We start from the raw sequence: 21,085 nt of genomic DNA, 5'->3' as shown, positions 1-21,085 counted from the left end.
TTGCGACTGTGCTTATTGGTCCGCTCCGCTACGCGTCGCGGAACAGGTTGATCGCGTCGAGGTGCGTCGCCCGCATCTCGTGGTCCCGCACGCCCAGGCCCTCTTCGGGGGCCAGGCAGAGCACGCCGACCTTGCCCTGGTGGAGGTTGCGGTGGACGTCGTAGGCGGCCTGGCCGGTCTCCTCGAGGGAGTAGACCCGCGACAGGGTGGGGTGGATCTTGCCCTTCGAGATCAGGCGGTTGGCCTCCCAGGCCTCGCGGTAGTTCGCGAAGTGCGAGCCGATGATCTTCTTCAGGGACATCCACAGGTAGCGGTTGTCGTACTCGTGCATGTAGCCCGAGGTCGAGGCGCAGGTGGTGATGGTGCCGCCCTTGCGGGTGACGTAGACGCTCGCGCCGAAGGTCTCGCGGCCCGGGTGCTCGAAGACGATGTCGATGTCCTCGCCGCCGGTGAGCTCGCGGATGCGCTTGCCGAAGCGCTTCCACTCCTTCGGGTCCTGGGTGTGCTCGTCCTTCCAGAACTTGTAGCCCTCGGCGTTGCGGTCGATGACCGCGGTGGCGCCCATCGCCCGGCAGATGTCGGCCTTCTCCGGGGAGGAGACCACGCAGATCGGGTTGGCGCCGCCGGCCAGCGCGAACTGGGTGGCGTACGAGCCGAGCCCGCCGCTGGCGCCCCAGATCAGGACGTTGTCGCCCTGCTTCATGCCGGCGCCGTTGCGGGAGACCAGCTGGCGGTACGCGGTGGAGTTGACCAGGCCGGGCGAGGCGGCCTCCTCCCAGCTGAGGTGGTCGGGCTTGGGCATCAGCTGGTTGGATTTGACGAGGGCGATCTCCGCCAGGCCGCCGAAGTTGGTCTCGAAGCCCCAGATGCGCTGCTCGGGGTCGAGCATCGTGTCGTTGTGGCCGTCCGAGGACTCCAGCTCGACCGACAGGCAGTGCGCGACGACCTCGTCGCCCGGCTTCCAGGCGTTGACGCCGGGGCCGGTGCGCAGGACGACGCCCGCGAGGTCCGAGCCGATGATGTGGTACGGCAGGTCGTGGCGCTTGGTGAGCTCCGAGAGGCGCCCGTAGCGCTCCAGGAAGCTGAAGGTGGAGACCGGCTCGAAGATCGAGGTCCACACGGAGTTGTAGTTGACCGAGGACGCCATGACGGCGACCAGAGCCTCGCCCGGGCCCAGCTCGGGGAGCGGGACCTCGTCGAGGTGCAGGGACTTGCGGGGGTCCTTCTCACGGGAGCTGAGCCCGGCGAACATCTCCGCCTCGTCCTTGTGCACGGTGATCGCGCGGTACGAGTCGGGGAGCGGCAGGGCCGCGAAGTCGGCGGCCGTCGCGGCCTGCGACTGGATCGCGTCCAGGATGTCCTTCACGGTGATGCCTCCGGCCGTGCGCTGATGAGGGTGCGCTGAGGGAATCGGGGTGTGCTGAACCGCGGTGCGGCGAAGCGATGTTTTTGGGGCGCCGTCGATTCGGCTGGGGTGGAGCTGCGCGTTGCCTGTGGTGGGGCGGTGCGGGGGCCTGGTGACGCAGGCATCCGGGGCGCGTTCCGTACCGAGTGGGCTGGATCGCGGGGACATCCGGACGAGATTCAACGTATGGCACCCCGTGTCACTCAGCAAGGCACCGCGTGCCAAAACTTTCTCTCATTTGCCGATTGACCTGCACGGATGAGCGATGATCGATCAGAGTTACCCGCGAGTAGGGGCAACTCGGACAAACGAAAGCGGCCGCCCCCGGAACGGGAGCGGCCGCTGTGACATGTGTCGCCTGGAGGTGTCCAGGCGTGTCGCCTGCTTGGTGTCGCCTACTTGTTTCTGAGTGCCTCTTCGATGGTCCGCATGACCTCGTCCAGCGGGGCGTCCGTACGGGCCACCGCCACCAGTACCTCGCCCTGCGTACGCACCGAGGCCGGCGCGGCGACGGGTTCCGGCACGGGCGCCGAGCTCAGCGTGCGCCCCGCCCCGATCCCCGAACCGAAGGTCTTGCGCACGATCGAGAAGGCGTGGTCGAGCTGCGCCTCCACGTCGCCCTGACCGCCCGCCCGCAGCCAGCGCCGGAGCACGTGGTTGTGGGCCGTGACCACCGCCGAGGCGGCGACCTCCGCCAGCAGCGGATCGTCGTTGCCGTCGTGGTGGTCGGTCTCGTCGAAATGGGCCAGCAGGTAGCGGGTGAACAGCCGCTCGTAGCGGGCGACCGAGGCGATCTCCCGCTCCCGCAGCGCCGGCACCTCGCGGGTGAGCCGGTAGCGCTCCACCGACACCGCCGGCGAGGCGGCGTACATCTTCATGACTTCCTTGATCCCCCGGCACACCGTGTCGAGCGGGTGCTCGTGGGCCGGGGCCACGTCGAGGACGGCCTCGGCGCGGGTCAGGGTGTCGTCGTGGTCCGGGAAGATCGCCTCTTCCTTGGACCGGAAGTGCCGGAAGAAGGTCCGGCGCGCGACCCCGGCCACCGAGGCGATCTCGTCGACCGTCGTGGCCTCGTACCCCTTGTTCGCGAAGAGCTCCATGGCGGCCGCCGCGAGCTCGCGGCGCATCTTGAGCCGCTGCGCGGCCGCCTTGGTACCGGCCGGGGTCTCCGGGGCGTCGGAGACCGCGGAGGCGCGGGGTGAGGTCTTGGCGGGCTGGGACATAGAGCGAAAGTACTTCATTCGCGCGGGAGAGCGCTCCCGAGGGGGGTGGGACGGGGATGGATGCGGGGGAGGGCAGGCACTGGGCACACAGTGCTCCTCGGGAGGGTGTGTCCGCCGTGAGGGTCCGGCGGACCCGAGCAGCCCTCCCCACGCATCCTGCTCTTGGGGCTCCTGTGCCTGCCGCGGATTACCGGCGGGGGGCGTACTCACGGAATCCGCGGCCGGTCTTCCGGCCCAGGCAGCCTGCCGCGACCAGGTGCTCCAGCAGCGGGGACGGGGCCAGGCCCGGGTCGCGGAACTCCTTGTGCAGGACCTTCTCGATGGCCAGCGACACGTCCAGGCCGACCACGTCGAGGAGCTCGAAGGGCCCCATCGGGTAGCCGCCGCCCAGCTTCATCGCCGCGTCGATGTCGTCGATGCCGGCGTAGTGCTGCTCGACCATCTTGATCGCGTTGTTGAGGTACGGGAACAGCAGCGCGTTCACGATGAAGCCCGCCCGGTCCCCGCAGTCCACCGCGTGCTTGCGGACCTGGCCGCAGATGCCGCGGACCGTGGCGTGCACGTCGTCGGCGGTCAGGACGGTCCGGACCACCTCGACCAGCTTCATCGCCGGGGCCGGATTGAAGAAGTGCATGCCGATCACGTCCTCGGGACGCGAGGTCGCACGGGCGATCGCGATCACCGGGAGCGAGGAGGTCGTGGTGGCGAGCACCGCACCGGGCTTGCAGGCCTGGTCCAGCGCCCGGAACAGTTCCTGCTTCACCTCCAGGTCCTCGGCGACGGCCTCCACGGCCAGGTCCACGTCCGAGAACGCGTCCAGCGAGCCCGCCGCCGTGATCCGGCCCACGGTGGCCGCGGCGGCCTCCGCCGTCAGCCGGCCCCGGTCCACCGCGCGGGCCAGCGACTTTCCGATCGCGGCCTTCGCCGCGTCCGCCTTCTCCTGGCTGCGGGCCGCCAGCACCACGGGGAAGCCGGCCTGCGCGAAGACCTGCGCGATGCCGCTCGCCATCGTGCCCGAACCGGCCACGCCGACCGAGTTCACCGGACGGCTCGCCCGGACCAGGTCCCCGTCCGGCGGGGTCTGCAGGTCACGGACGACGACCTGGCTGCCCGGGGCCTCGTACGTGTAGAACCCGCGCCCGGACTTCTGCCCGGTCAGGCCCGCCTCGGCGAGGTGGCCGAGGATCGGGGCGGGGGCGTGCAGCCGGTCGCCCGAGGCCGTGTACATGGCCTCCAGGACGGTGCGGGCGGTGTCCACGCCGATCAGGTCGAGCAGCGCGAGCGGGCCCATCGGCAGACCGCAGCCCAGCTTCATCGCCGCGTCGATGTCCTCGCGGGAGGCGTACCGCGACTCGTACATGGCGGCGGCCTGGTTGAGGTAGCCGAACAGCAGGCCGTCGGCGACGAAGCCCGGGCGGTCGCCGACCGCGACGGGCTGCTTGCCGAGCTCGCGGGCCAGGGCGGTGACCGCCTCGACGGCCGGCGGGGCCGTCAGGACGCTGGAGACGACCTCGACCAGCTTCATCGTCGGGACCGGGTTGAAGAAGTGCAGGCCGACCACGCGCTCCGGGCGCTGCGACTCGGCGGCCATCCGCGTCACCGACAGGGCGTTGGTGCCGGTCGCCAGGATCGCGGTGGGCCGGACGATCGCGTCGAGCTCGCGGAAGATCCGCTGCTTGAGCTCGTAGGACTCGGGGACCACCTCGATGACGAGGTCGGCGTCGGCGGCGGCGCCCAGCTCGGAGAAGGTGCGGAAGCGGGCGAGCACCGCCTCGCGCTCCTGCTCGGTGAGCTGCTCCTTGGCCACGGAGCGGGCGGTGGCCGCGGCGAGGGCCGTGGTGGCCCGGCGGGCGGCGGCCTCGCTGACGTCGATGCCGATGACCTCGCGGCCGGCCCGGGCGAGGACCTCGGCGATGCCGGAGCCCATCGTGCCGAGACCGACCACGGCGATGGTCTGCAGGGCGGGGCGGACGGGCTGGGAGGAGGGGGAGGGCTGACCGGACGTGGACGGAAGGTCCATCGCGGGACTCCAGTGGAAGAGGGTGACGACTGAGGGGGCGCGCGGAGCACGGCGCGCGCGGCGGCCGTACGGGAATCCGTGGGTACGGGAATCCGTGCCGTACGGGGAATCCGTGCGGAAGAGCGGAAGAGCGCGCGCGGGAGCACGCGGAGAGCCGTGCGCACAGCGCGGGGAGAAGCCCGGGGCTCCCGGATGACCGGGGATCGCGGCGGTACCGGGGAACCCGGGGGAACCAGGGAACCCGGAGGCAAGGAGCCGGTGGGGCGAAGCGGCGGAGCCCTGTCCCGGGGTCACGCCGTGAGGTGGTGCGAAAGTCGTGCAGAACCGACTGGCACGAGGTGGCTGCGTCACCAGGCCGCCCTCGTACGTGTTGTAGGGACAGTAACCCGTCCCCAACTGCTCCGCCAGAGCGCGCAGATGTGACCTGTACCGCCCAAATGTACCGATCATCGATCATCGATCATCGATCAACCGGGTGTTCGAAGGCCCGCCCCCGGGGCGGTCACCCGTGTCGGGGAACCCGGCGCGGCGTCCGCCGGAGCCGCCTAGGGTGGCCGGGTGAACGACGTGTTGGAGCGTCTGCGGGCGGAAGCCGCGCGGGCACCGGAGTACGAGGCGCAGTACGAGGCGCTGCTCGCGGCGGACGCGGACGGCCTGGCGGCATCGCTGACCTCCGCGGGGCTGCCCCTGTGGGCCCGCGAGCTGGCCGCGTACCGGCTGGGGCTGGCCGGCGACCGGCGCGCCTTCGAGTCCCTGGTCCTGCTGCTCAACCACCGGGACCCGCCGCGCTGCGAGGCGGCCGCGCAGGCGCTGGCCGTCCTCGGGGACCCGCGCACCGCCCGCGCGGCGGCGGCGCTGGCCACCAACGAACTGCGCACGGCCTACGCCCTGCACCCGGTGCGGCTGCTGGCGGCGCTGCGCGCCCCGGAGTCCGCCCCGGCGCTGATCCGCACCCTGTCGCGGCGGCTCGCGCCGCACGACCCGTACTGGCGGGTGGCCCTGGCCTGCGTGGAGGGGCTGGGCGCGCTGGCGGACGAGCGGGCCCGGGAGGTCCTGACCCGGGCCCAGTCGCACCCCCGGCTGGCAGTGGCGGCCACGGCGGCCCTGCGGGCGCTGGGCGCGACCACCTAGAGCCTCAGCCGGTGGGCCCCAACCGGTGGGCCCCAACCGGTGGGTCTCAGCCGGCGAAGCCGGTCTTGAACCCGGTCCCGAAACCGGCCCGGGAGCCGGTCCGGAAACCGGACTCGGTCTCGTCGGCGGCGGAACCGGTCCCGCTCCCGCTCCCGGTCCGCTCCGGCAGGACCGCGAAGGCCTCGATCTCCATCAGCAGTTCGGGCCGGAACAGCGCCGCCACCTGGACCGCCGAGGAGGCCGGGAGGCGGTCCGGGGCGATCACCTCGTCGCGGGCCTCCCGTACCGCCGGGAGGTGGGCGATGTCCGTGACGAAGTACGTCAGCTTCACCACGTCCTCGAAGCCGGCCCCGGCCGCGGCCAGGCACCGCCGCAGGTTCTCGAACACCTGCCGGGCCTGGGCGGCGGGATCGCCCTCCCCGACCAGCTCGCCCTTCTCGTCGAAGGCGCACTGCCCGGACACGGCGACGAACCGCCCGGTGCCCCAGACGACGTGGCTGTAGCCGGTGCCCGGGGCGACGCCCTCGGGCGCGGCGATGCGGGTGAGGTGGTTGTCCTGTGAGGTGGCCATGGGCACGATCTTGCCCGCCGTACGTCAGCCCCGGAAGCCCAGCAGGCCGTGGAGCGCCGCGCCGCCCGCCGAGGGCGGGACCGCACGGGTCGCCGGGATCGGGGTGGGGGCGGGCTGTGCCGGGCAGACGGCGTCCGCGGCCTTGCCCGTCAGCAGGTACGAAGCCAGCTTCTCGTCGAGGCACTTGTTGCCGCTCAGGGCGACCCCGTGGTTGCCGCCGCCCTCCTCGACGACCAGCGCCGAGCCCGCGAGCTTGCGCCGCATGCTCACCGCGCCCTCGTAGGGGGTCGCCGCGTCCTCGGTCGCCTGGAAGAGGAGCGCCTGCGGGAGCGCCGAGTTGGTGACGTCCGGGGCCTGGAGCGGCTCGCCCGGCCAGAACGCGCAGGGGGCGTTGTACCAGGCGTTGTTCCAGGTCATGAAGGGGGCCTTGGCGTGCGTGCGCCACATGTCGGCCCGCCACTGGTTCCAGTTCCTGGGCCAGGCCGAGTCCCGGCACTGCACGGCCGTGTACACGCTGTAGCTGTTGCCCGCCGAGGGCTCCACCGCGCCGAACTTCTCGTACGCGGAGACCAGCGGCTTCGGGTCGTCCTCCACCGCGTAGGCGGCGAAGGCCGTCGCGAGGTGGGGCCAGTAGCCGTTGAAGTAGCCGCCCGGCATGAAGGTGTCCTCCAGCTCCGCCGGGCCCACCTTGCCGCCCGCCGGAGCCGTGCGCAGTGCCGTCCGCATCTCGTACCAGCGGGCCTCGACGGCGGCCGGGTCGGTGCCGAGGTGGTACGTGGAGTCGTACCGGGCCACCCAGGCCAGGAAGGCCTTGTGGCGGGAGTCGAAGGCCTGGTCCTGGGCGAGGTTGTCCTCGTACCAGACCCCGGCCGGGTCGACCACGGAGTCCAGGACCAGCCGGTGCACGCGGTCGGGGTGGAGCTTGGCGTACACCGCGCCCAGGTAGGTGCCGTAGGAGTAGCCGAAGTAGCTCAGCTTGTCGGCGCGCAGGGCGGTGCGCAGGACCTCGAGGTCACGGGCCGCCGAGACGGTGCCGATGTAGGGGAGGACGTCCGCGTGCTTGGTCTGGCAGGACTCGGCGAAGGACTTCACCCGCTCCAGGTTGGCCCGCTCGGTCTCCTCGTCCAGCGGCACGGAGTCCGGCCGTACGGGGGTGAAGTGGCCGGCGCCGCAGTCCAGGGCGGGCTCGCTCTTGCCGACGCCGCGGGGGTCGAAGCCGATCACGTCGTACTGGGCCGCGACGTCCTTGGGCAGCGCGGAGGCGATGAAACCGGCCAGTGTGCGACCGCTGCCGCCGGGCCCGCCGGGGTTGACCAGCAGCGGGCCCTGGGAGCGGGCGGCCGTGTGGGGGACCCGGGTCAGAGCCAGGGAGATCTGCCGGCCCGCCGGGTTCTCGTGGTCGAGGGGGACCTTGAGGGAGGCGCACTGGAGCGTCGGGTAGCGGGAGGTCGCGCAGTTGGACCACTTCAGGGCCTCGGCGGCCGGGGCGGCCGGAGCCGCCGCTGCCGGGGCGGCGGCCGTGACCGGGCTCGCCAGGGCGGCGGCGATGGTGGACACCGCGAGCAGGACGGCGGCGCGCCGCAGGGCGGGACCGGGCTTGCTGTTCTTCATCGGGCGCAGCATCGGATGCAGCATGGGGCCTCCCAGCCGAGGGTTCTGGGCGGAATCGTCCCGGAACCCGCGCCCGGAAGGGGGGATTGGAGCCCCGATTGGCCCGATGTGATGACCCTTCAGTCGGTCGTACGGTCGTACGGGCGCTCAGAGCAGGCTGAGCTGGGTCGGCCCGGGCGCGGCTGCGCCGCTGTCCGGCCGCTCCGGTACGACGATCCGCCGGGCCGGTGCCGGGCCGCCGGGGCCTCCCGGTCCGATGCCGAACTCGGCGGCGAGCTCGTGGACTTGGCGGGTGATCATCCGCTGGTACCAGGTGGGCGCGTACGAGCCGCCCGCGTACATCCGCTCGTACCGGGCGGCCAGATGGGGGTGGTGCTCGCCCAGCCAGGCCGTGAACCACTCGCGGGCACCGGGGCGCAGATGGAGTACCAGGGGTGTCACGGAGGTCGCGCCCGACTCGGCGACGGCCCGGACGGTGGCCCGCAGCTGCTCCGGGGAGTCCCCGAGGAAGGGGATCACGGGGGCCATCAGCACCCCGCACTCGATGCCGGCGTCGGTGAGGGCGCGGACGGCCTGCAGCCGGGCGGCGGGGGAGGGGGTGCCTGGTTCGACCGTGCGCCACAGGGCGGTGTCGGTGAAGCCGACGGAGACGCAGATCCCGACGTCGGCGACGACGGCGGCCTCCTGGATGAGGGGGAGGTCGCGCAGGATCAGCGTGCCCTTGGTCAGGATCGAGAAGGGGTTGGCCCGCTCCCGCAGCGCCTCGATGATCCCGGGCATGAGGCGGTAGCGGCCCTCGGCGCGCTGGTAGCAGTCCACGTTGGTGCCCATCGCGATGTGCGCGCCGGTCCACCGGGGCGAGGCGAGCTCGCGGCGCAGGAGCTCGGGGGCGTTGGTCTTGACGACGATCTGGGAGTCGAAGCCGATCCCGGTGTCGAGGTCGAGGTAGCCGTGCGTCTTGCGGGCGAAGCAGTACACGCAGGCGTGACTGCATCCCCGGTAAGGGTTCACGGTCCACTCGAACGGCATCCGGGAGGCGCCGGGGACCCGGTTGACGATCGAGCGGGCCCGGACCTCGTGGAAGGTGATCCCGCGGAACTCGGGGGTGTCGAAGGTGCGGGTCACGACGGAGTCGGCGCCGAAGAGCGCGGCCGGGCCCGTGGGGCCCGCGGTCAGGTTGTCCCAGCGCATGGTGCGCCTCCCTCGGTAGCTCCGACCGAGAATAGAACAAACGTTCTCATGATCGTGCGGGGTGGGGAAATCGCTGGTCAGGACGGAGCGAAGGGTGCGAGGCTGCGCCCCATGGCGGGATACAGACTCACGGTGTGCCTCCCGGGCGAGGCCGGGGACCGGCTCGAAGAAGCGGTGGGAGAGGCGCTCGCGCCCTTCTGGCTGGACCGGGACGGTGACATCTCCCAGGACCTGCGGATCTGGGACGGCTGGCGGATCCAGGGTGGCGCGGAGGGAGCCGGCTACCGCATCCGGCCGGGCCACGAGGCGGACCCCCGGATCGTCCACGACCACCCGCGCTGGAACGGCACCCGTGAGGACAGCCTGCCCGGCTGGTGCGCGGGCGGCCCGCGCGGACTGCTCGTGGTGCGCGAGCGCTCCGAGCGGACCGCGGAACTGGCCGGGGCCGCCTGGGACCGGTGGCAGGAGCTGCTCCGGGAGTATCCGTCGGTCCGGCCGTGGGAGGACCTCCACCCGGACGCGGTCCGTGTGGAGCGGTCCGGCTACGAGGCCGCATGGAGCGAGGCCCACTCGGAATACCTCGCGCAGACACCGGCCGCACCCTTCCGGCAGTGGGCCGCGGAGCTCCCTTCCGACCCGGCCGACGACGGGTTCGACTCCTTCCTGCGCGGCATCGAAGATCCAGTCCAGACCTTCGGCGCCTACCGCGAGCGGGAGTGGTTCGTCTCGCGCGGCGCCGCCTGGGCCTCCCCGTGCGTGAACCTCCTGACCCTAGACGGCTGGTGGTGCGAGCAGGGCAGCGCCCCTCTGCACGGAGCCTGCGACGACCCCGGAGCCTGCCTGCACACCCCGCCCCCGCTGGGGGAGTTCGGCAGTGCGGCGGCCCACCTCGCGGCGCTGCCCGCCGACGCCCTCCTGGTCTCCGTCCGCTGTCACGTCTGACCCGGATTTGGGCGCCCGCCCCGGAGGTGGTTGGCTTCGCGGTGACGAGCGAACACAACTGCTGGAGGAACGCCATGGCGCAGGTCGAGGCCACCACGGAACGCATCATCGGGGCGGACGCGGAGACCGTGTTCGACGCGCTGGCCGACTACACCGGGACCCGGGGCAAGGTGCTGCCCGAGCACTTCAGCGAGTACGAGGTGCTCGAGGGCGGCGACGGCGAGGGCACCCTCGTCCACTGGAAGCTCCAGGCCACGAGCAAGCGGGTCCGCGACTGCCTGCTGGAGGTCACCGAGCCCACCGACGGGCAGCTCGTGGAGAAGGACCGCAACTCCACCATGGTCACCACCTGGACCGTCACCCCGGCGGGCGAGGGCAAGTCCAAGGCCGTCGTCACCACCGTGTGGAAGGGCGCCGGCGGCATCGGCGGCTTCTTCGAGCGCACCTTCGCGCCCAAGGGCCTCGCCCGCATCTACGACACCCTCCTCGCCAACCTGGCCGCCGAAGTCAAGGGCTGAGCAAGGCCGTTGCCGGTGGGGCCGGGGATCGGGCCTCACCGGATCGGGTGAAATGAGCCCGCCCGGGGCCGGGCCCGCGCCCCGGCGCGCCGGGGGCGCGGCCCCGAGGTCCGGCAGGGGTCGGACGGCTAGGGTGGGGGCCCTGAGCGCTACCGACCGCCAGGGGGCCCGATGAAGATCCTCATCTCCGCCGACATGGAAGGCGCCACCGGCGTCACCTGGCCCGCCGACGTGCTGCCCGGGACCCCGCAGTGGGAACGCTGCCGGAGCCTGTTCACCTCCGACGTGAACGCCGCCGTCCTCGGGTTCTACGACGCCGGGGCGGAGCGCGTACTCGTCAACGAGGCCCACTGGACCATGCGCAACCTGCTGCTGGAGCAGCTCGACCCGCGCGTCGAGCTGCTCACCGGCCGCCACAAGTCCCTCTCCATGGTGGAGGGCGTCCAGCACGGGGACGTCGACGGCATCGCCTTCGTCGGCTACCACACGGGCGCCGGCGAAGAGGGCGTGCTCGCCCACACCTACCTCGCCAACTCCATCACGGGGGTCTGGGTCAACGGGACCCGCGCCAGCGAGGGCCTGCTCAACGCGCACGTGGTCGCCGAGTACGGGGTCCCCGTCGTCCTGGTCACCGGAGACGACCTGACCTGCGCCGACGCCGCCGGGTACGCCCCGGACGCGGTGACGGTCGCCGTCAAGGACCACGTCTCGCGCTACGCCGCCGTCTGCCGCACCCCGGCCCGTACGGCCGCCGACATCCGGGCCGCCGCCAAGGAGGCCGCGGCCCTCGCCGTACGCCACGAACCGGTGCGGGGAGGACCGTTCGCGGTGGAGGTGGAGTTCGACGCCGAGCACCTGGCGATGGCGGCCACCGTCGTGCCCGGGGTCGAGCGGGCGGGTGAGCGTAGGGTCGGATACACCAGCGGGACGATGTACGAGGGGATCCGGACCTTCAAGGCGGTCACCACGATCGTCTCGGCAGCGGTGGAGGAGCAGTATGGCTGACATGTCCGTGCCGGAGACCGCGGCGCCCGGCAGCGCCCCGGTTGGCGGCGTCCCCGTCGAGAACACCAGCGTCGAGGGCACCCCCGTCGACCGGGTGGCGCTCGACGAGGCCGTGGAGTTCACCTCCGGCCTGATCCGCATCGACACCACCAACCGCGGCGGCGGCGACTGCCGGGAACGCCCGGCCGCCGAGTACGTCGCCGAGCGGCTGGCGGACATCGGCCTGGAGCCCGTGCTGCTGGAGCGCACCCCGGGCCGCACCAACGTGGTGGCCCGGATCGCGGGCACCGACCCCACCGCCCCCGCCCTCCTGGTCCACGGCCACCTCGACGTGGTCCCGGCCGAGGCCTCCGACTGGAGCGTGGACCCCTTCTCGGGCGAGATCCGGGACGGGGTGGTCTGGGGCCGCGGCGCCGTGGACATGAAGAACATGGACGCGATGGTGCTGGCCGTCGTACGGGCCTGGGCGCGGGCCGGCGTGCGGCCCCGGCGGGACGTGGTGATCGCCTACACCGCCGACGAGGAGGACAGCGCGATCGACGGCTCGGGCTTCCTCGCCGACCACCACCCGGAGCTCTTCGAGGGCTGTACCGAGGGCATCAGCGAGTCCGGGGCCTTCACCGTGCACGCCGCGCCCGGACAGGCCCTCTACCCGATCGCCGCCGGCGAACGTGGCACCGCCTGGCTGAAGTTGACCGCGACCGGCACCGCCGGGCACGGTTCCAAGCCCAACCGGGCCAACGCGGTCAGCCGGCTCGCGGCCGCCGTCGCCCGCATCGGCGAGCACGAGTGGCCGGTCCGCCTCACCGACACCGTCACCGCCTGCATCACCGAACTCGCCGCCATCCAGGGGATGTCGGTGGACCCGCGGGCCCCCGGATTCCACCTCGACCAGATCCTCAACAAGCTCGGCCCGGCCGGCGCCCTCGTCGAGGCCACCGTGCGCAACAGCGCCAACCCGACCATGCTCAGCGCCGGTTACAAGCTCAACGTCATCCCCGGCACCGCCACCGCCTACGTGGACGGCCGGATGCTGCCCGGCGGCGAGGCCGAATTCATCGCCACCCTCGACGAGCTCACCGGCCCCGACGTGCACTGGGAGTTCCACCACCGGGAGGTGGCCCTCGAAGCCCCCGTGGACGGACGGACGTACGGGATCCTGCGCGAGTCCGTCGAAGCCTTCGATCCCGAGGGCCACGTGGTGCCCTTCTGCATGGCGGGCGGCACCGACGCCAAGCAGTTCTCCCGGCTCGGCATCACCGGCTACGGCTTCTCCCCGCTCAAGCTGCCGCCCGGCTTCGACTACTGGTCCCTCTTCCACGGAGTGGACGAGCGGGTGCCCGTCGACGCCCTGCACTTCGGGGTCCGCGTCCTCGACCGAGCCCTGCGCGCCCTGTGACGCCCCCGCTGACGCCCTCGCCGGCGACCCCGCGCGGCGACGGCACCGCGCCCTACGGCAGCTGGCCCTCGCCGATCGGCGCCGCGCTCGCCGCCTCCCTCGACGGGAGACCCGAGTACGTCGGCGCGATCGGCGCCGAGGTGTGGTGGACGGTGCCCCGGCCGGCCGAAGGCGGTCGCCGCGCCCTGGTCCGCCGGCCCGCGGATGGCGGGCCCGCCGTCTGCGCGCTGCCCGCGCCGTGGAACGTGCGCAGCCGGGTCACCGAGTACGGCGGCCTGCCCTGGGCGGGCGCCGAACGGCCCCTGGGCGGGCCGCTGGTGGTCTTCGTACACTTCGCCGACCAGCGGCTGTACGCGTACGAGCCCGACGCGCCCGGCAGCCCCGCGCCGCGGGCGCTGACCCCCCTTTCGGCGGTCGGCGGCGGGCTGCGCTGGGCCGACCCGGTGCTGCGGGACGGCGAAGTCTGGTGCGTGCTCGAGGAGTTCACCGGGACCGCGCCGACCGACGTGCGCCGCGTACTGGCCGCCGTACCGCTCGACGGGTCGGCCGCCGAAGACCGCTCTCTCGTCAGGGAGTTGACCGACGACCGGTACCGGTTCAGCACCGGGCCCCGGCTCTCCCCGGACGGGCGGCACGCGGCCTGGCTGGTGTGGGACCACCCCCGGATGCCGTGGGACGGCACCGAGCTCCGGCTCGCCGAGGTCACCCCCGACGGCCGGCTCGCGCAGGCCCGTACCGTGCTCGGCGGACCGGAGGAGGCGGTCGCGCAGGTCGAGTGGACCACCGGCGGAAGCCTCCTCGCGGTGAGCGACCGGGGCGGCTGGTGGAACCCGTACCGGGTGGACCCGGAGACGGGCGGGGCCGTCAACCTGTGCCCCCGGGAAGAGGAGTTCGGCGGGGCGCTGTGGAAGCCCGGCCTGCGCTGGATCGCGGCGCTCCCCGACGGACTGGTCGCCGTCCTGCACGGCCGGGGCTCCTCGGTGCTCGGCGTGCTCGACCCGGAGAGCGGGGACCTCGTCGACGCGGCCGGGCCGTGGACGGCCTGGCAGCCCACGCTCGCCGTCAGCGGCGACCGGGTCTACGGGGTCGCGGCCAGCCCGCGCAGCGCGTACGAGGTGGTGGAGCTGGACACGGCCACCGGGCACGCCCGGGTGGTGGGCGGCCGCGGCTGCGGGACGGCGGAGGCGGAGCCGCAGGACGCGGCAGCCGGGGCGGGGCCGGCCGACCGGGCGGACCCCGCCTACTACCCCGAGCCGCAGAGCAGGACCTTCTTCGGCCGGGGCGGCCGGGAGATCCACGCCCACGTCTATCCGCCGCACCACCCCCTGCTGCGCGCCCGGGCCGACGAGCTGCCCCCGTACGTGGTGTGGGCGCACGGCGGCCCCACCGACCACGTGCCGCCCGTACTCGACCTGCACATCGCCTACTTCACCTCCCGCGGCATCGGCGTCGTCGAGGTCAACTACGGCGGCTCCACGGGCTACGGCCGCGCCTACCGGGAACGGCTGCGCGAACAGTGGGGCCTGGTCGACGTCGAGGACTGCGCCTCCGTGGCGCGGGCCCTGGCCGCCGAGGGCACCGCCGACCCGGACCGGCTCGCGATCCGGGGCGGCAGCGCGGGCGGCTGGACGGCCGCGGCCTCGCTGGCGTCGACCGACCTGTACGCGTGTGCGGCGATCATCTACCCGGTGCTGGACCTGACCGGCTTCGCCGCCGAGACCCACGACCTGGAGTCCCGCTACATCGACGGCCTCGCCGGACCCCCGCAGACCCTGGCCCTGCTCAGCCGCGAGCGTTCCCCGGTGGCCCGCGCCGACGGGATCACCGCGCCGTTCGTCCTGCTCCAGGGCCTGGACGACCCGGTCTGCCCGCCCGCGCAGGCGGAGCGGCTGCTGGCCGCGATGCGCGGGCGGTCGGTGCCGCACGCGTACGTCGCCTTCGAGGGCGAGGGCCACGGCTTCCGGCGCGCGGACACGATGGTCCGGGCCCTGGAGGCGGAGCTGTCGCTGTACGCGCAGGTGTTCGGGTTCGAGCGGGCGGACATCCCCCGTTTGGCCCTGTCCGACTGAGCCCCCGGGCCGCGGCGCCCGGACGATGGGGCCATGAGCTCCCACACGTCCAAGAGCCGCGGCAAGGGTCAAGGGCCGATCACCCCGGGCCGCGCGGGCATCGCCGCGCTCGCGGTGCTCACCCTGGTGTTCATCTTCGAGAACACCCGCTCCACCAAGATCCGGCTGCTGATCCCGCAGGTGACGATGCCGCTGTACGTCGCCCTGCTGATCGCGGCGGTGCTGGGCGGACTGTGCGGCGCGTACTTCGCCCGACGGCGCAGGCAGCGGTAGCGGACCCGCCGCGCCGGTCCGGGTGGCGGGCCGGCGCGGCTTTCCCGGATCAGTCCGATTCCCGGGTCAGTCCGATTTCCCGGATCAGTCCGAGTGGACCCAGACGCGGAGCGGGCCGATGGCGGTGAAGCCGTGGCGCACCGCCGTGTCGAGGTCGTCCCCCGACTCGTAGCCGACGACCGCCAGGCCGGGCCAGAGCGAGGCGGTCAGGGTCAGCGCGCCCGTCCAGGCCTCGTCGTCCGGGGTGCCGTCGGCGCTGAAGACGTTGGAGATGCCGACCACCCGGCCGGTGCGGTTGACGGCGGCCCCGGCGAGGATCCGGCCCCCGGCGTCCCGCCCCGCGAGGAAGGCGATCTCCTCGGTCCCTTCCGCCTCCGCGTCGAGCAGCCCCGGGTGGAACAGTCCGGTGCTCTCCTCGCCGCCCCAGGCCGTCTCCCACGCCTCCAGCTCCGCGGGGCCGGAGATCCGGCTCCACTCCAGGGCCGGGGCGGCGGCGGGAGCGGACGCGGGCCGGTGGATCCACTCGGCGCCGAAGAGGACCTCGAAGCCGGCCGGGGCCAGGTCGAGCACGGCGAAGCTGTCCTTGACGGAGGCGCCGGGAGCGCCGGTGTCGATCCCGGCGAGCAGGGCGGCCGTGTCGGTGTCCCGGGTGAGGGTGACGGCGTCCGGGTAGTAGAGCGGGGTCCGGCGCGGGCTGCTCCAGGCCCGGTCGGTGAACCCGCCGTCCCGGCAGACGGCGGCGCACCACGCGGCGTTGTTGTGCGCGGCCGCGCGGAGCAGCTCTTCGGTGTTCGGGGTGATGATCACATCGGGATCCTGCCACAGGCCCTAGCCTGGGGCGATGCAATATTTCCCGTACCTCGTGGAGGGTGCCCGGATCGGGTTGCGGCCCTACCGGCCCACCGACGCGCAGGAGTTCACCGCCCGGACGCGCGAGAGCCGGGGGCTCCACCACCCCTGGCTGTCACCGCCCGCGACGGAGGAGGCCTACCAGGCGTACGCCGCCCCGCTGATCGCAGCCGCGGGCCGGGCCGGGTTCCTCGTGTGCGAGCGGGAGTCGGGAGCGATCGCGGGCTTCGTGAACGTCAACAACATCGTGCTCGGGGCCTTCCGCTGCGGCGCGCTCGGGTACGGGGCCTTCGCGCACGCGGCGGGCCGGGGTCTCATGCGCGAGGCGCTCGGCCTCGCCGTCGGCCACGCCTTCGCGGCGGACGGCCTGGCGCTGCACCGGCTGGAGGCCAATATCCAGCCGGGAAACACCGCCTCGATCGCCCTCGTCCGAGCGCTCGGCTTCCGCCTGGAGGGGCTGTCCCCGGACTTCCTCCACGTCGACGGCGCCTGGCGGGACCACGAACGCTGGGCGCTCACGGCCGAAATGCCGTGTCCCGGCGCCCCGCATCGCACAGGATGATTCCATGCGAACCCTCGTGCTCCTCGACGCACCGTCCAACCTAGGGCTCCGCCCCCCGGCCCCGGGCGTTGTCCCAGGCGTCTACAAACTGGCCGGGGCCCTGCGGGAACAGGGCCTGCTGGCGCGGCTCGGCGCGCGCGAGGGCGGGGTGGTCGTCCCGCCGCGCTACGACCGCGGGGACTGGAAGGAGGGCGACGGGGTGTTCCACGCCGGGCCGCTGGCCGCCTACACCGTCGCCCTCGCCGACCGGATCGAGGACCACTTGCGCTCCGGGGAGTTCCCCGTCGTGCTCGGCGGCGACTGCTCCATCCAGCTCGGCGCCTCCCTGGCCATGCGGCGCCTCGGGCGGTACGGCATCGCCGCGATCGACGGCTCCGCCGACTTCCGCCACCCCGGCAACGAGGCCGTGAACGGGCCCGTCGGGGCGGCCGGCGGCGAGGAGCTGGCGCTCGCCACCGGCCGCGGCCAGGCGGACCTAGCGGACCTGGAGGGCCTCGGGCCCTACGTGCGCGACGAGGACGTCCGGCTCTTCGGGCTGCGCGACGGGGACCCGGACCTGCCCGAACTGCGCGCCGCAGGGATCTTCGCCGCCACGGTGGGGGCGATCCGCGACCGCGGCGCCGGGCCGGTGGCCCGTACCGCCCTGACGGGACTGCAGCCTCCGGCCACCGCCGGGTTCTGGCTCCACCTGGACGCCGACGTACTGGACCCGTCCGTGATGCCGGCCGTCGACAGCCCGGATCCCGGGGGTCTGATCCCCGACGAACTCGCCGAACTGCTCGGCGTGTTGATCAGCTCTCCGCGCTGCGTCGGACTCAACGTCACCATCTACGACCCGGACCTGGACCCGGACGGGCGCGCGGGCGCGCTGCTCGCCGACCTGGTGGCCGGGGCGTTCGCGTAGGCCGCCCCGCCGGTCCGGACCTCGCCGGGCCTCGCCGGGGCGACGGGCTCCCGCGTGCGGGGAGCCCGCGGGCCGGCCCGTCAGACCCCGATCGCGCCGTCGATCCGCTCGCGCAGCAGGTCCGCGTGGCCGTTGTGCCGCGCGTACTCCTCGATCATGTGGATCAGCACCCAGCGCAGCGAGACCTCGCCCCGCCACACGTCCTTCCCGGACACCTCCAGGTCCGGCGCCCGCCGCGTGAACGCCTCGGCGAACTCCACCTCCGCGTCCCACGCCTCCCAGGCTTCCCGGATCACCCCGGGCGCGGCCACCGCGCCGTCGAAGTCCCCGTCGGGGGTGGCCGCGGACGAGAACCGGTGCGCGACCTCCTGCCCGTCCAGCACCTGGCGGAACCAGCGGCGCTCCACGTCCGCGAGGTGGCGCACCAGGCCCAGCAGCGACAGCGTGGACGGCTCCACCGACCGCTCGGCCAACTCGGGCCCCAGGTCGGCGCACTTGAGCCTGAGCGTCGCGCGCTGCGCCCCCAGCATGTCGACGAGCATCGCTCGTTCGTCGCCCGTCGTCGGCCCCGTGAACCGGCCTTCGGACTCTTCCCCGTCGAAGAGCTGACCTCTTCTGATCACGTCACTCATGATCTCCATGATCGGACACCGGTCCGTGCGAGAGAAGGTTTTGCGTAATCCTGACCGGTGGTGATCCGCCGAATCCCTGTGCACCGGCGGCCGTGGCGTGTTCCCTTTCCCTCATGGCCACCACCGTCCGCCGCTCCGTACTGACCCTTCCCGCAGCCCCGTTGGGTCCCGAGAACCCACTGCCCGCCCTCCGCGCGTCCGGCGGGGTGCACACGCTCGACGACCGGTCCCGCGAGGGCCTGCCGCGCGACATGGCACGCCAGATCGGGTACGAGCCGCTGCGCTCGCTGCTGCCCGTCCGGATCCGGGACGGATACCAACGGCAGCGCACCGAGCGGGACTTCGAGACGATCGTCATCGAGAACGAACACCTGCGCGCCACCGTCCTGCCCGGACTCGGTGGCCGGATCCATTCGCTCGTCCACCTTCCCACCGGACGCGAACTGCTTTACCGCAACCCGGTGTTCCAGCCCGCGAACTTCGCGCTGAACGGCGCCTGGTTCTCCGGTGGCATCGAGTGGAACCTCGGTGCCACCGGCCACACCACCCTGTCCTGCGCCCCGCTGCACGCCGCGCTCGTCCCGGCGCCCGACGGGGGAGTCATGGTCCGGCTCTGGGAGTGGGAGCGGCTGCGCGACCTGCCCTTCCAGGTGGACCTGTGGCTGCCCGAGGACTCGGAGTTCCTCTATGTCGGCGTCCGCGTGCGCAATCCGCACGAGCGGCCCGCGCCCGTCTACTGGTGGTCCAACATCGCCGTGCCCGAGGACGCCGGCACCCGCGTCCTGGCCCCGGCCGACGAGGCCTGGCACTTCGGATACGAGCGCTCCCTGCGGCGGATCCCCGTCCCCGGATGGGAGGGCGCCGACCGCACGTACCCGCTGCGCAGCACGTACCCCGCCGACTTCTTCTACGAGGTCGACGCCGGGACCCGGCCCTGGATCGCCTCCCTCGACGCCGAAGGGCGGGGGCTCGTCCAGACCTCGACGGCCCGGCTGCGCGGCCGCAAGCTCTTCGTCTGGGGCGCGGGCGAGGGCGGCCGGCGCTGGCAGGAGTGGCTGACCGAGCCCGGCACGGGCGGGTACGCGGAGATCCAGGCCGGGCTCGCCCGGACCCAGCTGGAGCACGTACGCCTGGAGGCGGGGGCGGAGTTCAGCTGGCTGGAGGCCTACGGGGCCCTGTCCGCGGACCCGGCGGCCGTGCACGGGGACGACTGGGCGGCGGCCCGCGCCGCGGCCGGCACGGCACTGGAGGCCGCGCTGCCCGGACCGGCCGTGGACGCAGTGTACGAGGCGTGGCGCGGGCACGCCGACACCGAACCGGGGGAGCGGCTGGCCGCCGGCTCCGGCTGGGGCGCGCTGGAGGTCCTGTGCGGGGGCCACAAACTGCCCGGCACCCCCTTCGCCGAGGACACCCTCGACGAGGACCAGGCGCCCTGGCTGGAGCTGTGGCGCACCGGCGTCTTCCCCGCCCCGCGCCGGGTGGCTCCGCCCGGTCCGAGCCTGGTCGCCCCGCACTGGCGGGACATGCTGGAGACGGCCCCGGCGGACCCGCTGACCGAGTACCACCTCGGGGTCGCCCAGTGGCACGCGGGGGACATCGCCCAGGCGGTGCGCAGCTGGGAGCGCGGGCTGGCGCTGGCCCCCTCGCGGTGGCCGCTGCTGAGGTGCCTGGCGGTCGCCGACGACCTGGCCGGGGACCCGGCCCGGGCGGCCCGCTGGTACGCCGAGGCCTTCGAAGACCTGGCCCAGGAGAGCCGGGGCGGCGAGAGTTGGCTGGCCGCCGAATCGGCGCTGGGCCGGGAGGCACTGGCGTCCCTGCTGGCGGCCGGACTGCTGCCGCAGGCCCGCTCCGTGTGGGACGGGCTGCGCCCCGCCCTGCGCGAGGAGGGCCGCTTCCGCCTGTCGGCGGCCCGGCTGCTCGTGGCGGAGGGCCATGTGCGCGCGGCCCGGCGGGTCTTCGAAGAGGGCTTCGAACTGCCCGACCTCCGCGAGGGCGAGGAGACCCTCGCCGAGGTCTGGTCCACCCTCACGGACTGCCCGCTGCCGGCCGCGTACAACTTCCGGATGCGCCCGCCGGGGGACCAGGCGGGGGACTGAGGCGCGTTTCGGCAGGCCTGCGTGGGGGTGGCCCGAGTCGATATCGCCGACGCGTGGCCGTCATTGCCTTCGAGTAGGTTCTGTCCGTTCGGCCCGACAGGTGGGTCGTTGGAGCTGAGGGATTCGTCGTAGTGAGCATCTACCTGCACTTTCGTGCCGTGGCTGAGTCCGAGATCGTGGACGACCACACCTGGCTCGCCGCGTTCATGTCCGAGGCTTGGGAAGACAGCGGCGCCGAGTGCGCAGCGGGCATCGCCCACTCGATCAACAAGAGCTGGGAGGCTGTCAACGACCTCTTTTCCGCAGCCGGTGCCTTCCATGCGGACGCCGAAGAGTCCTGGAACCTGCCGATCTACGGCGGCCGCCCTGTGCCCCACAGGGCTGACGCCGACCCCTCCGATCCCCCGCTGATGCTTCTGGAGCCGGCCGGGGTGTCACAGGCCGCACGTTTCCTTACGACTGTCTCCTTCGACGAGCTGTGGAACGTTTTCGGTGCCAGGTCCGATGACCTCGGCTGGGACAGGCAGGAGTACCTCGAACACCATCGGGGCCTCAAAGAGTTCTATGGGCAGGCGGCTTCGGCAGGCCACGCCGTGGTCAAAGCGGTGTGGGCTTGAGACGTGGCTACGTGCCGGTCGGTGCCCAGGCCGGCGGCCGTGTGGATCACCGGGTACCACCCCGCGT

At 73.2% G+C, this 21,085-nt stretch carries 19 protein-coding genes; 11 read left to right on the top strand and 8 right to left on the bottom strand.

Going from position 1 to position 21,085, the window contains the following annotated elements:
* Positions 1-28: 28 nt before the first annotated feature.
* The 3 genes from ccrA to OG730_RS07150 all read right to left on the bottom strand — a co-directional run bounded on the left by ccrA (position 29) and on the right by OG730_RS07150 (position 4,648).
* Positions 29-1,372, bottom strand: a complete 1,344-nt coding sequence (ccrA, locus tag OG730_RS07160; protein ID WP_327309181.1) for a crotonyl-CoA carboxylase/reductase — start codon at positions 1,370-1,372, stop codon at positions 29-31.
* Between the two features lie 428 nt (positions 1,373-1,800).
* A complete protein-coding gene (locus tag OG730_RS07155) occupies positions 1,801-2,628 on the bottom strand; it encodes a TetR family transcriptional regulator (protein ID WP_327303409.1) in 828 nt (275 codons plus the stop codon).
* 187 nt (positions 2,629-2,815) lie between these two features.
* On the bottom strand, positions 2,816-4,648 hold the full coding sequence (locus OG730_RS07150) for a 3-hydroxyacyl-CoA dehydrogenase family protein (protein WP_327303408.1): 1,833 nt from the start codon (positions 4,646-4,648) through the stop codon (positions 2,816-2,818).
* A 558-nt stretch (positions 4,649-5,206) separates the two neighbouring features.
* On the opposite strand from OG730_RS07150, the gene OG730_RS07145 reads away from it, so the two are divergent.
* The gene (locus tag OG730_RS07145) at positions 5,207-5,779 is read left to right on the top strand and encodes a HEAT repeat domain-containing protein (protein ID WP_327303407.1); all 573 of its coding nucleotides are present in this window, start codon (positions 5,207-5,209) and stop codon (positions 5,777-5,779) included.
* A 46-nt stretch (positions 5,780-5,825) separates the two neighbouring features.
* On the opposite strand, the gene OG730_RS07140 is transcribed toward OG730_RS07145, so the two are convergent.
* From OG730_RS07140 to OG730_RS07130, 3 genes are all read right to left on the bottom strand, one after another.
* Entirely contained in the window at positions 5,826-6,350 is a 525-nt protein-coding gene (locus tag OG730_RS07140) for a RidA family protein (RefSeq protein WP_442814848.1), read from the bottom strand.
* Between the two features lie 24 nt (positions 6,351-6,374).
* Entirely contained in the window at positions 6,375-7,985 is a 1,611-nt protein-coding gene (locus tag OG730_RS07135; RefSeq protein ID WP_327303406.1) for an alpha/beta hydrolase, read from the bottom strand.
* A 123-nt stretch (positions 7,986-8,108) separates the two neighbouring features.
* Positions 8,109-9,152, bottom strand: a complete 1,044-nt coding sequence (locus OG730_RS07130; RefSeq protein ID WP_327303405.1) for an Rv2578c family radical SAM protein — start codon at positions 9,150-9,152, stop codon at positions 8,109-8,111.
* 111 nt (positions 9,153-9,263) lie between these two features.
* Between OG730_RS07130 and OG730_RS07125 the strand changes: the two genes are divergently transcribed.
* The 6 genes from OG730_RS07125 to OG730_RS07100 all read left to right on the top strand — a co-directional run bounded on the left by OG730_RS07125 (position 9,264) and on the right by OG730_RS07100 (position 15,358).
* On the top strand, positions 9,264-10,094 hold the full coding sequence (locus tag OG730_RS07125; protein ID WP_327303404.1) for a hypothetical protein: 831 nt from the start codon (positions 9,264-9,266) through the stop codon (positions 10,092-10,094).
* Positions 10,095-10,168: 74 nt separating this feature from the next.
* Positions 10,169-10,612, top strand: a complete 444-nt coding sequence (locus OG730_RS07120) for an SRPBCC family protein (RefSeq protein WP_327303403.1) — start codon at positions 10,169-10,171, stop codon at positions 10,610-10,612.
* Between the two features lie 171 nt (positions 10,613-10,783).
* Positions 10,784-11,617, top strand: coding sequence for a M55 family metallopeptidase (locus OG730_RS07115; RefSeq protein WP_327303402.1), 834 nt, complete (start codon positions 10,784-10,786; stop codon positions 11,615-11,617).
* A complete protein-coding gene (locus tag OG730_RS07110) occupies positions 11,610-13,016 on the top strand; it encodes a M20/M25/M40 family metallo-hydrolase (RefSeq protein WP_327303401.1) in 1,407 nt (468 codons plus the stop codon). Before OG730_RS07115 ends, OG730_RS07110 begins: the two co-directional genes overlap by 8 nt.
* On the top strand, positions 13,013-15,085 hold the full coding sequence (locus OG730_RS07105) for a S9 family peptidase (protein WP_327303400.1): 2,073 nt from the start codon (positions 13,013-13,015) through the stop codon (positions 15,083-15,085). The genes OG730_RS07110 and OG730_RS07105 overlap by 4 nt, the downstream gene beginning before the upstream one ends.
* A gap of 33 nt (positions 15,086-15,118) precedes the next feature.
* The gene (locus OG730_RS07100) at positions 15,119-15,358 is read left to right on the top strand and encodes a LapA family protein (RefSeq protein ID WP_327303399.1); all 240 of its coding nucleotides are present in this window, start codon (positions 15,119-15,121) and stop codon (positions 15,356-15,358) included.
* 84 nt (positions 15,359-15,442) lie between these two features.
* Here OG730_RS07100 and OG730_RS07095 read toward each other — a convergent pair whose 3' ends face one another.
* Positions 15,443-16,159 carry a hypothetical protein gene (locus tag OG730_RS07095; RefSeq protein WP_442815179.1) on the bottom strand — a complete coding sequence of 239 codons (717 nt, stop codon included), beginning with the start codon at positions 16,157-16,159 and terminating at the stop codon, positions 15,443-15,445.
* Positions 16,160-16,199: 40 nt separating this feature from the next.
* Here OG730_RS07095 and OG730_RS07090 point away from each other — a divergent pair, with 40 nt between their 5' ends.
* Positions 16,200-16,769 carry a GNAT family N-acetyltransferase gene (locus tag OG730_RS07090; RefSeq protein ID WP_327303397.1) on the top strand — a complete coding sequence of 190 codons (570 nt, stop codon included), beginning with the start codon at positions 16,200-16,202 and terminating at the stop codon, positions 16,767-16,769.
* Between the two features lie 4 nt (positions 16,770-16,773).
* Complete coding sequence (locus tag OG730_RS07085) at positions 16,774-17,673, top strand: arginase family protein (protein ID WP_327303396.1); 900 nt, start codon at positions 16,774-16,776, stop codon at positions 17,671-17,673.
* A gap of 80 nt (positions 17,674-17,753) precedes the next feature.
* Here OG730_RS07085 and OG730_RS07080 read toward each other — a convergent pair whose 3' ends face one another.
* Positions 17,754-18,305 carry a DinB family protein gene (locus OG730_RS07080; protein ID WP_327303395.1) on the bottom strand — a complete coding sequence of 184 codons (552 nt, stop codon included), beginning with the start codon at positions 18,303-18,305 and terminating at the stop codon, positions 17,754-17,756.
* Positions 18,306-18,418: 113 nt separating this feature from the next.
* On the opposite strand from OG730_RS07080, the gene OG730_RS07075 reads away from it, so the two are divergent.
* On the top strand, positions 18,419-20,401 hold the full coding sequence (locus OG730_RS07075; RefSeq protein ID WP_327303394.1) for a DUF5107 domain-containing protein: 1,983 nt from the start codon (positions 18,419-18,421) through the stop codon (positions 20,399-20,401).
* A gap of 131 nt (positions 20,402-20,532) precedes the next feature.
* Positions 20,533-21,018 (top strand): DUF1877 family protein, encoded by a 486-nt coding sequence (locus OG730_RS07070; RefSeq protein ID WP_327303393.1) that lies wholly within the window; start codon positions 20,533-20,535, stop codon positions 21,016-21,018.
* Positions 21,019-21,085: the final 67 nt, after the last annotated feature.

It is taken from the genome of Streptomyces sp. NBC_01298 (assembly GCF_035978755.1).
In the GTDB taxonomy this organism is placed as follows: domain Bacteria; phylum Actinomycetota; class Actinomycetes; order Streptomycetales; family Streptomycetaceae; genus Streptomyces.
Note: the sequence above shows the minus strand (reverse complement) of the source record. Positions and strands in the feature narration are given on the sequence as shown.